The organism is Nocardiopsis sp. LDBS0036 (genome assembly GCF_041228755.1).
Classification (GTDB): Bacteria; Actinomycetota; Actinomycetes; order Streptosporangiales; family Streptosporangiaceae; genus Nocardiopsis; species Nocardiopsis dassonvillei.
Genome location: NZ_CP141103.1, coordinates 5,618,833 through 5,630,485, shown reverse-complemented (window position 1 = coordinate 5,630,485; position 11,653 = coordinate 5,618,833). Strand labels below are relative to the sequence as shown.

The 11,653-nt window shown below is 76.2% G+C and carries 2 protein-coding genes; both read right to left on the bottom strand.

Annotation, left to right across the window (positions count from 1 at the left end; translation table 11 throughout):
• Nucleotides 1–3: 3 nt before the first annotated feature.
• Nucleotides 4–3,384 (bottom strand): type I polyketide synthase, encoded by a 3,381-nt coding sequence (locus UIS43_RS24090; protein ID WP_370011780.1) that lies wholly within the window; start codon nucleotides 3,382–3,384, stop codon nucleotides 4–6.
• Nucleotides 3,371–11,371 (bottom strand): SDR family NAD(P)-dependent oxidoreductase, encoded by an 8,001-nt coding sequence (locus UIS43_RS24085; protein WP_370011778.1) that lies wholly within the window; start codon nucleotides 11,369–11,371, stop codon nucleotides 3,371–3,373. Before UIS43_RS24085 ends, UIS43_RS24090 begins: the two co-directional genes overlap by 14 nt.
• Nucleotides 11,372–11,653: the final 282 nt, after the last annotated feature.

Here is an 11,653-nt window from a genome sequence, read left to right as displayed (position 1 = left end):
TCCTCAGTCTCGGCCGTACACCATGCGCATGAGGTCGTCGACGTCCATGGAGTCCACGTCCGTGTTGGCGCCCTCCTCCTCGGCTGCGCCGTCCTCCCCCGCGTCCCCCGCCGCCACTCCCGTGTCCAGGGCGAGCAGGGCCTCCAGGAGTCCGGCCGAGCGCAGCCGGTCCACGGGGATCCGGGCGAGCGCGGCGCGGACCCGCTCGTCGCCCCCGGCCGCCTGGGAGGCGTCGATGTCCTCGGGGGCGAGCTCCGCGCTCAGGTGGGCGGCCAGGACCCGGGGCTCGGGGTGGTCGAACACGGTGGTGGCCGACACGTCCAGACCGGTCGCGGCGCTCAGGCGCTCGCCGAGGCGGACCGCGCCCAGGGAGTCCAGGCCCATCTCCAGGAAGCCCTGGTCGGAGCGGACGTCGCGCGGGGAGGCGTGGCCGAGCAGCGCGGCCGACTCCCGGCGCACCAGGTCCAGCAGCGCCTCGGTGCGCTCGTCATCGCCCAGAGCGGTGAGGTCGGCGCGCGCGCCGGGCGCGGCACCGCCCCCGGCGGCGGTCGCCCCGGCGCCGGTCTCGACCACGACGCGGCCCCCGGCCGGCGGGTTCATCCAGTAGCGCTCGCGCTGGAAGGGGTAGGTGGGCAGGGCGGTCACCGGACCGGGCGGCAGGTAGGCGGACCAGTCCACGTGCGCGCCCCGGGCGTGCAGGGCGGCCAGCCCCTCGGCGAACCCGCGCTGCTCGTCGCGCTCCCCGCCGAGCAGCGCGGTGACCCGCGCCCCCCGGTCCCCGCCCAGGCAGGACTGCACCATGGAGCTGAGCACGCCGCCCGGGCCGACCTCCACGAACTCGGTGACCCCGGCCTTGTGCAGGTGGGCGACGCCGTCGGCGAAGCGGACGGCCTCGCGCACGTGCCGCACCCAGTAGCCGTGCTCGCGGACCTCCTCCCCCGCACGGGCTCCGGTCAGGTTGGACACCAGGGGGAGGACGGGCCTGTGGTAGGAAACGCGTTCGGCGGCGCGGGCGAAGGCGCCGAGCATGGGGTCCATGAGCGGGGAGTGGAAGGCGCGGGAGACCGTCAGCCGCTTGGTGCGGCGGCCCTGCCGGGCGAAGTGGTCGGCCAGGGCGGCCACGGCCGTCTCCTCCCCGGACAGCACGACGCTGTCGGGCGCGTTGACGGCCGCGACGGAGAGCTGTCCGCCGGAGCGGGCGACCGCCTGGCGGGCCTCCCGCTCCTCGGCCTGGACCGCGACCATCGCGCCGCCCTCGGGCAGGTCCTGCATGAGCGCACCGCGGGCGGCGACCAGGGCGGCGGCGTCCTCCAGCGTGAACACGCCCGCCGCGTACGCGGCGGCCAGTTCGCCGATGGAGTGGCCGACGACGTGGTCGGGGACCACGCCCAGCGACTCCAGCAGCCGCACCACGGCCACCTCGACCGCGAAGACCCCGGCCTGGGTGTAGAGGGTCTGGTCCAGCAGTTCGGCCTCGGCGGTGCCCTCCCGCGCCCACATCACCGTGCGCAGCGGACGCGGCAGGTGGCGGTCCAGGGCGTCGACGGCCTCGTCCAGCGCACGGGCGAAGGCGGGGTGGGCCTCGTACAGGCCGCGGCCCATGCCCAGGCGCTGGGATCCCTGACCGGAGAAGACGAAGGCCACGGAGCCGCCCGTGTCCGCGCGCCCGCGCACGAGGGCGGCGTCGGGGCGCCCCTCGGCCAGGGCGTCCAGGGCGGCGGTGAGGCCGCCGGTGTCGGAGGCCAGGACGACGGCGCGGTCCTCCAGGCGCGCGCGGGTGGTGGCCAGGGCACGGGCCGTGGCCACCAGGGCCGCGTGTTCCCCGGGGCCGCCCTCGGGTTCGCGGCCCGGATCGGTGGCCGGCGCGGCGCCCAGGTGGGCCGACAGGCGCGCGGCCTGTGTCCGCAGGGCCTCCTCCCCTCGCGCGGAGACCACGAACGGCAGGGTCCGCGGGGCCGGGACGGGTCCGCTCTCCCGCGCGGAGGCCGGGGTCCCGGTGTCGGCGGCCTCTGCGGGCGGCGCCTCCAGGATGACGTGGGCGTTGGTTCCGCTGATCCCGAAGGAGGAGACCCCGATCCGGGCGGGCCGGCCCAGGTCGGGCAGCGGGTGCGCCCGGGTGGCCAGGCGGACCGCGCCGGAGTCCCAGTCCACGTGGGTCGAGGGCTCCTCGGCGTGCAGGGTGGGCGCGACGGTCCCGTGCAGCAGGGACTGCACCGCCTTGACCACACCGCTCACCCCGGCCGCGGCCTGGGTGTGGCCGATGTTGGACTTGAGCGAGCCCACCAGCAGCGGGGCCCCGCGCTCTCCCCCGTAGGCCTCGATGAGGGCCTGGGCCTCGATGGGGTCGCCCAGGGTGGTCCCGGTGCCGTGGGCCTCGACCGCGTCCACCCCGTCCGGGGAGATTCCGGCGTCGTCCAGGGCGGCCCGCACCACGGACACCTGGGAGGGCCCGTTGGGCGCGGTGAGCCCGTTGGAGGCGCCGTCCTGGTTGACCGCGCTGCCCCGGACCAGGGCGAGCACGCGGTGTCCGTTGCGCCTGGCGTCGGAGAGGCGTTCCAGGACCAGCGCGCCCGCCCCCTCGGCGAACCCGGTGCCGTTGGCCCCCGCGCCGAAGGCCCGGCAGCGGCCGTCGGCGGACAACCCCTGCTTGCGGCTGAACTCGGCCAGCACTCCGGGGGTTCCCATGACGGTGGCGCCGCCCACCAGCGCCAGGGAGCACTCCCGCTCGCGCAGGGCGCGCACCGCCAGGTGCAGTGCGACCAGGGAGGAGGAGCAGGCGGTGTCGACGGTCAGCGCGGGACCCGCCAGGCCCAGGGTGTAGGCGATGCGGCCGGAGGCCACGCTGGGCATGGTGCCGGTGAGCAGGTGCCCGTCCTCGGGGGCGTCGGAGAGCCGGGGGCCGTACTCGGCAGCCATCAGCCCCACGTAGACGCCAGTGGGCGTCCCGGCCAGCGAGGAGGGGTCGATCCCGGCGCGTTCGAGGGCCTCCCAGCTCAGTTCGAGCAGCAGGCGCTGCTGGGGGTCCATGGCGGCGGCCTCCTTCGGGGAGATCCCGAAGAACGCGGCGTCGAAGTCGGCGGCGCCCTCCAAGAAGCCGCCCTGGTCCATCGCGGACAGGGGCTCGGAACCGCCGAGCACGGCGTCCAGGTCCCAGCCCCGGTCCTCGGGGAAGGGCCCGATCGCGTCGGTGCCCTGCTCCACCAGATCCCACAGACCCTCTGGCGAGTCCACTCCCCCCGGCAGCCTGCACCCCATGCCCACGACGGCCACGGGGTCGCTTCTGCGGTCCAGTTCCCGGTTGCGGCCGCGCAGGCGCTCGTTCTCCTTGAGAGCGGAGCGCAGCGCGGCGACGAGCTTGGTGTTCTGAGCGCTATCGGTAGCCATCAGCCGTCTCCTGTTCACCGTCGGACGCGGCCCCCTCCCGGCCCAGGGCCAGGTGCAGGAGGTCCTCCACGTCCATGTCGTCGATGCTGCTGCCCGCGTCACCGGGCTCCGTCTCCGGTTCGGCGTTCCCGGACCTCCGCGCGTCCCCGGGTTCCTCCGGTTCGGCGGGGAAGAGCAGGCCCTCCAGGAACCGGGCCAGGGCTCGCGGGGTGGGGTGGTCGAACACCGCGGTCGCGGGCAGGCGCAGGCCGGAGGCGGCGCCCAGCCGGTTGCGCAGCTCGACCCCGGTCAGGGAGTCCAGGCCCAGCTCGCGGAAGGGGCGGTCGGCCGGGACCTGGCCCGCGTCCTGCCGGGACAGGACGAGCGCGGTGCGCTCGCGCACCTCGGTGAGCAGCAACCGTCCGCGTTCGGCCGGGGCCAGCCCGGTCAGACTCCGCCGCGACAGCGGCGGCTCCCCGCCGCCGCCCGTGCCCGGGTCATCCTCCCCGGCGGGTCCGGCGAGCTCGCGCAGGATCGGCAGGTCGGCGCCGTCCCCCAGGTTGAGCAGGGCGGGAACCAGGACGTCGCCCCCCAGGTAGAGGGCGGCGTCCATCTTGGCCAGGGCGCGGTCGACGGGCATCGGGAGCAGTCCGGCGCGGCCCAGGGCGCCCAGGTCACCGCCGTCCAGGTGGGCGGTCATCCCGCTGGCCTCGTCCCACAGGCCCCAGGCCAGCGACAGGGCGGGGAGCCCGCGCTCGCGGCGCAGGCGTGCGAGCACGTCCAGGAAGACGTTGGCCGCCGCGTAGTTGGCCTGCCCCGGGCTGCCCAGGGTCCCCGTCACCGAGGAGAACAGGACGAAGGCGCCCAGGTCCAGGTCCGCGGTCAGCTCGTGCAGGTTCCAGGCGGCGTCCACCTTGGGCCGCAGCACCGCCTCCAGCCGTTGGGCGTCCAGGGACAGCACGGTGGCGTCGTCGAGCACCCCCGCCGTGTGGACGACGGCGCGCAGCGGCCGCTCCCCGGGCAGGGAGTCGATCAGGCGGGCCAGCGCGTCGCGGTCCGCGGCGTCGCAGGCGTGCACCTCCACCTGCGCGCCCAGGCGCCGCAGTTCGTCGGTGCGCCCGTCCTGGCCCCGCGCGGCGGCACCGCTGCGGCTGATCAGGGTCAGGTGGCGCACCCCGTACCCGGTGACCAGGTGCCGGGCCACCTGGTGGCCCAGGGTGCCGGTGCCCCCGGTGACCAGGACGGTGCCGTCCTGGGGGAAGGGCGCCGGGACGGCCAGGACCACGGCCCCGTCCGGGTCGGTGGGTGCCAGGTGCGCGTCACGCAGGTCGTGGACGTCCACCGGGAGCGGGCTGAGGACACCGGAGGCGAACAGCTCCATGACGCGGGTGAGCATCTGCCCGACCCGCTCGGCGTCCACGTCCGCCAGTCGGAAGGCCTCGTAGCCGCGCCCCGGGTGGTCGGCGACCGGGGGTTCGGCCCCGTCGCGGGGACCGGTCCCGGTCATCTCCACGAACCGGCCGCCCACTCCGCCGCCGTCGGAGGGCGCGACGAGCAGGCCCATCAGGGCGTCGACACCGTCCCCGGCACGCGTGTCCAGGACCACGTCCACGCCCCTGCCCCCGTTGGCCTCGCGCACGGCGGCGGCGAAGCCGGGGTCGCGGCTGGAGGCCAGGCAGTCCTCGGACAGCCCCAGGCCGACCAGCAGCGGCCACTGGCGCGGGTCGGCGGTGGCCAGGACGTGGGCGCCCATGTGGCGGGCGAGCTGCACCGCGACCGGTCCGGCGCCGCGGGCCGCGTCGTGCACCAGGACGCTCTCCCCGGGGCGCACGGCCGCCAGGTCGACCAGGGCGTGGTAGGCCGTCAGCGCGGGGAACGGGACGGCCGCGGCCTCCTCCAGGCCCCACTCGCGCGGAACCCGTGCGAGCAGGCGCCGGTCGGCGACGGCCGTCGTGGCGAAGGCGTCGTCGAACAGGCCGGTGACGCGGTCGCCGGGGACCAGGTCGTGCACCTGCGCGCCCGTCTCCAGGACCACGCCTGCGCCCTGTGCGCCGGTGCGCCGGACGGAGGCCTCCACGTCGGGGGCCGCACCGGCGGCGCGGACCGCGACACGCACCTGGTGCCCCTCCAGCGGCGCCGCGGCGGCGGGTGCCGCCGACAGAGCGGAACCGTCCGGGCCGTCGACCTCGATCCGCCAGGCCGGACCGGGCGGCACGGGGACGTCGTCCGCATGCGCCGGGACCAGGCGCGGCGCCAGGACCCGACCCGAGCGCAGGGCCAGCTGAGGCTCGCCGAGCGTCGCGGCCGCGGGCAGGACGCGGTGGGAGTCCTCTGACCCGTCGGAGTCCACCAGCACGAACCGGTCGGGATGCTCGCGCTGGACCGAGCGCAGCAGGCCCCACACCGGTGAGGCCGCCGGGCCGCCCAGCCGGTCCTCGGGAGAGGTGGACACCGAGCGCCAGGTCACCAGAACCAGGCGGGCGTGCGCGAACCGGTCCTCGGACAGCCACGTGCGCACGGTGTCCAGGACCGCGTGCAGCCCCTCGTACACCGAGGAGGGGACGGGGTCGTGGTCGGCGTAGACCGCGCGCGGGGGCAGCTCGGCGTAGACGGTGTCGGGGACGGGCGCGTCGGGGGCCAGGTCGCCCAGGGCGGCCAGTCCGACGGGCACCCGCGCGGCCGGTTCCGGCGCCGGAACCGGGTCCCAGCGCACCCGGTAGAGCCCGGGCTCCTCGTCGGGGGCCGGGGGCAGGTCCTCGGCGTCGATCGGGCGCAGCGCCAGCTCGTCCACGCCGACCGCCAGGTCTCCCCGTTCGTCGAAGGCGGTGAGACGGTGGCGGTCGCCGCCCAGCGGCTCCAGGACCACGCGCAGCTCGGCGGGCGGCGGGCCGTCGCGGTCGGGGACGCGCATCCCGCTCCACGCGAACGGGACCAGGGGCGGACCGTCCCGGCTCTCGCCGAAGAGCAGCACGGCGTGCAGGGCCGCGTCCAGCAGCGCCGGGTGGGGGCCGCGGAAGGCTCCCCCGCGGCGCCCCTCGGGCAGGGCGACCGTGGCCAGCAGCGTGTCACCCCGCCCCCGCCACACCGATCGCAGCCCGCGAAAGACCGGCCCGTAGGCGTAGCCGCGCCGCGCCAGCCGCCCGTAGTCCTCGTCATACCCGAACGGCGCCGGGGCCGCCTCCGGCGGCGGCCAGGCCCCCGCGGACGGAGCCTCCCCGCCGGTGTCGGGTTCCAGCGCGCCCGAGGCGTGCCGGGTCCACTCCCCCGCGTCGGGGCCGCGCGAGTGCACGCTCACCGCGCGGCGCCCGCGCGCGTCGGGCGCGGCGACGGTCACCTGCACGGAGGTCTCCCCGCCCCGGGGCAGGATGAGGGGCCGCTCCAGGGTCAGGTCGGCCACGGCGGCGGCGCCGGTGTGCGCTCCGGCGTACAGGGCCAGTTCGGCCAGCGCCGTCCCGGGCAGGACGACCCGGCCCAGGAGCCGGTGGTCGCGCGTCCAGGGGTGGGCGGCCTCACCGATCCGGCCGCCGAACACGGTGCTGCCGTCGACCAGCTCCAGACCCGGTCCGTCCAGCAGCCGCGGGGCCGCGGCGGGGGCCGCCTCCGGGGCGGGGGGCCGGGTCCAGTGTCTGCGGCGCTGGAAGGGCAGGTCCACCATGCTGACCGGGGCGCCCTCGTCGACGACCCCCTCCAGCACCAGGTGGGCGTTGGTGCCGCTGATGCCGAAGGAGGACACGGCGGCGCGCCGGGGACGGCCGGTGTCGGGCCAGGGCTCGTTCTCCCGGAGCAGGCGCACCCCGGCGTCCTCCCAGTCCACCTGCGTGGTGGGAACGTCGGCGTGCAGGGTCCGGGGCAGCCGTCCGTGGCGCAGGGCCTGCACGGTCTTGATCACCCCGGCGACCCCGGCCGCGGCCTGGGCGTGCCCGATGTTGGACTTGAGCGAGCCCAGGCGCAGCGGTTCCCCGTCCCGGTCCCGGCCGTACACCGCGATGAGCGCCTTGGCCTCGATGGGGTCGCCCAGACGCGTGCCGGTGCCGTGCGCCTCGACCGCGTCCACCTCGCCCGGCTCCAGTCCGGCGTCGGCCAGGGCGCTGCGGATCAGCCGCTGCTGGGCCTGCGGGTTGGGCGCGGTGAGCCCGTTGCTGGCGCCGTCGGAGTTGACCGCGCCGCCCCGGATCAGGGCCAGGACGGGGCGTCCGGCCCGGCGGGCCCGGGAGGCGCGCTCCAGCAGCAGTACTCCGGCGCCCTCGGCCCAGGCCGTGCCGTCGGCGCCCTCCCCGAAGGCACGGCAGCGGCCGTCGGCGGACAGCCCCCGCTGGGCGGCGAACTCCAGGAGCATGCCGGGCGTGGCCATGACGGTCGCTCCCCCGGCCAGTGCCATGGCGCACTCGCCCCGGCGGATGGCCTCGGCGGCCTGGTGGACGGCGACCAGGGAGGAGGAGCAGGCGGTGTCGATGGTCATGGCCGGGCCGTTGAGCCCCAGCACGTAGGCGATGCGGCCCGAGGCCACACTCAGGGTGGACCCGGTGAGGCGGTACCCGCCGTCGTTGCCGCGCACGGGGTCGGCCAGGCGCGGACCGTAGTCACTGGGCATGGCCCCCACGAAGACGCCCACGTTCTCCGCGCGCAGGGCCTCGTCGGACAGCCCGGCGCGCCGGACCGCCTCCCAGGAGGTCTCCAGCAGCAGCCGCTGCTGGGGGTCCATGGCGTCGGCCTCGCGCGGGGAGATACCGAAGAAGTCGGCGTCGAAGAGGTCGGCGTCGTACAGGAAGCCGCCCCGACGGGTGTAGGTGCGCCCGGGCGCGCCCGGCTCGGGGTCGTAGAGGGAGTCCAGGTCCCAGAATCGGTTGTCGGGCAGATCGCCCGTGGCGTCCACGCCGTCCTCGACCAGGCGCCACAGCTGCTCGGGCGAGGAGACGCCTCCCGGCAGGCGGCAGGCCATCGCGGTGATGGCGACGGGGTCGTCCTCGTCGGCGGGCCGGGCCGGTGCGGGGGCGGGCGCGGGCACGGGAGCCGACCGCGACGGCGCGGAGGCGGTGGTGACCTCCTCCCGCCCCAGTTCGGTGACCAGGAAGGCGGCCAGCTCAGCCGGGGTGGGCAACTCGAACAGGACGGTGTCCTCCAGGCGGACCCCGGTCCGCTCCTCCAGCTCGTCGCCCAGTTCGAGCGTCATGATGGAGTCGAAGCCCAGGTCCCGGAAGGCCCGTTTCTCCTCACCCGGGTCCAGTGCCTCCCGGTCAAGGACGCGGGCGGTGTGCTCGCACACCAGCTCCAGGACCGGAGCCGTGCGCTCCCGCGCCCGCTGGTCGTCCTCGCTCTCGGGGGCCGGGGCCCCGGAGGCGGGACGGCGCGCGGCCAGGTCGTCGGGCCAGTGACGCCGGCGCTGAAACTGGTAGGGGGGCAGGTCGATGCGCCGCGCGCCGGTGCCCTCGAACAGCATGGGCCAGTCGATGTCCACACCGGTGGTGAAGGCCCGCGCCGCCGCCGTGAGCAACTGGGCCTGGTCGCCGTCGCCCCGGCGCAGGGTCTCCAGCACGTGCCCCCGCACACCCGCCGCCTCCAGGGAGCGCCGCACCCCGTAGGAGAGCACCGGGTGCGGGCCGACCTCGATGAAGACGCGCCTCCCGTCGGCGATGAGCGCGCCGACCGCCGAGGCGAACAGGACCGGCTCGCGCAACGCCGTGTACCAGTACCCGGCGTCCAGGGCGGGGCCGTCCCCGTCCAGGCGCGCGCCGACGAGCGTGGAGTAGAAGGGGATCCGCGGCGCCCGCCAGCGCACCTCGCCCAGGTCACGGACGATCGTGTCGCGGATGCGCTCCACGTGCGCCGAGTGCGAGGCGTAGTCCACGTCGACCAGCGCCCCGTGCACACCCCGGTCCACACAGCGCTCCACGGCCTCGCGCACCGCGCGCGGGCTCCCCGAGACCACCACCGCCTCGGGGCCGTTGACCGCGGCCACGTTCAGGTCGGGGATGTCGGCCGCGAGCTCGGCGGCCTCCTCGGCCGTGACGCCCAGCGAGGCCATCCCGCCGCTGCCCGACAGCGCGGTCAGCGCCCGGCTGCGCAGCGCCACGATACGGGCCGCCTCCTCCAGGGACAGCGCACCCGACACACACGCCGCGGCCAGCTCACCCTGCGAGTGCCCGACCACCGCCGAGGGCCGCACCCCCAGGTCCTCCCACACGCCCGCCAGGGAGACCATGACCGCCCACAGCGCCGGCTGCACCACGTCCGCCCTGGAGCCCTCGCCCGTCAGCGGGGGTGCCTGGGAGTCGCCGCGCAGCACCGCCGAGACCGACCAGTCCGTGTGGGGCTCCAGCGCCCTCTCGCACTCGCGCAGGCGCCGGGTGAAGGCCTCGGCCAGCACCCCCTCGCCGTCGAGCAGGCTGCGGCCCATCCCCGCCCACTGGCCGCCCTGTCCGGGGAAGACGAGGACGGGGCCGTCGTGGCCGGGCTCGGTGTCGGGACCGCCCTCCAGTCGGACCGACTCCAGTTCGCGGTCGCTGTCTTCCCCGGGGGCCAGGACCACCGCGCGGTGCTCCATGACGTCGCGGGTGGTGGCCAGGGACAGGCCCACGTCGTGCGCCCTGACGCCGGGCCGGGAGGAGACGTAGGCGTGCAGCGCGGAGGCCTGGGCGCGCAGGGCCTCGGGCGAGCGGGCGGTGAGCACCCAGGGCACCGGGTCCAGGACGCGCTTGGTCACCGGGTCGGAGCCGGTCCGCTCGGGCACGGGCCCCGGCCCCAGGACCAGGTGGCAGTTGGTGCCGCCCATGCCGAAGGAGGACACCCCCGCCAGGGGGGTGTGGGTCGGCCAGGGCTCGCGCCGGGTCTGCACCGACAGCCCGAGGCCGTCCAGGTCGATGTCGGGGTGGGGTTCGGCGAAGTTCAGGGTGGGCGGGATCTGCTGGTGGTCCAGGCTGAGCACCGTCTTGACCAGGCCGACGACGCCCGCCGCGCCCTCCAGGTGTCCGACGTTGGTCTTCGCCGAGCCCACCCGCAGCGGTTCCTCGGCGCCCCGGCCGAAGACGCCGCCCAGGGCCGCCGCCTCCACCGGGTCGCCCGCCGGAGTCCCGGTACCGTGCAGCTCCACGTAGGCGACCTGGCCGGGGTCCTTGCCCGCGTCGGCGTAGGCCGCGCGGATCACCGCCTCCTGCCCGTCGACGGTGGGGCGGGTGAGGAACTCGCCCGCGCCGGAGTTGTTGACCGCCCCGCCGTGGATGACGGCGTGGACGCGGTCGCCGTCGGCCAGGGCCCGGCCGAGGGGTTTGAGCACGACCACGGCCCCGCCCTCACCGCGCACGTAGCCGTTGGCCCGGGAGTCGAAGGTGTGGCAGCGCGCGTCCGGGGAGAGCCCGCCGAACCTGGCGACGCTCTCGGTGCTCTCGGCGACCAGGATGAGGTTGACCCCGCCCGCCAGCGCGACGTCGGAGTCGCCCCGGCGCAGGCTCTCCACCGCCAGTTGCACGCCCACCAGGGAGGAGGACTGCCCGGCGTCGACGGTCAGGCTCGGCCCGACCAGGCCCAGGGCGTGGGAGACCCGGTTGGCGATCATGCTGCGGTGGGTACCCGTCAGCGTGTGGTGGGTGATGGCCCCGGCCCCGCCGCGGTCGTACAGGAGCGCGTAGTCGGAGCCGATGGCCCCGGTGAACACGCCCACCCGCGCGCCCCGCAGCGTGCCGGGCGCCGTCCGGGAGTTCTCGACCGCCTCCCAGCTCAGTTCGAGCATCAGGCGCTGCTGGGGGTCCATGGCCAGCGCCTCGCGCGGGGAGATACCGAAGAAGGCGGCGTCGAAGTCCTCGGCGTTGTCGAGGTAGCCGCCCCAGGTACTCCCGCGTCCCGTGGGGGACTCGCCCAGCCGGGCGGGCGGCGGGGTGATGGCCTCGCGCCCCTCGCACAGCAGCCGCCAGAAGGCGTCGGGCGTGCGCGCGCCCGGGAGCCGGCAGGAGAGTCCGACGACTGCGATGGGCTCCCAGGGGCCGTGGGCCGGGGCTCCGTCTGATCTGCCGCTCACGATCGCTGCCTTTCCTCTCGCCCACCCGTCACCCGCCGCCCCGGAAAACACCCGGGGGCGCTTACCCCCACCTCGCGTCCGAGGAGACCCGGCGGTATTCGCGTCCGTGCATATGCACAAGACCGGGGTTTCCCCGCCGCGTCAAGGGCGGTTTCGGTGTGACGGTTCGTTCCATGTCCACGGAAGACCGCCGAGGGGACAAGGAGTAACTTGCCCCACAATGGTCCATTGGGGACTAACAGGCACCAACCCGAAAGAGCGTAACGGTTGCTCACAACCGCT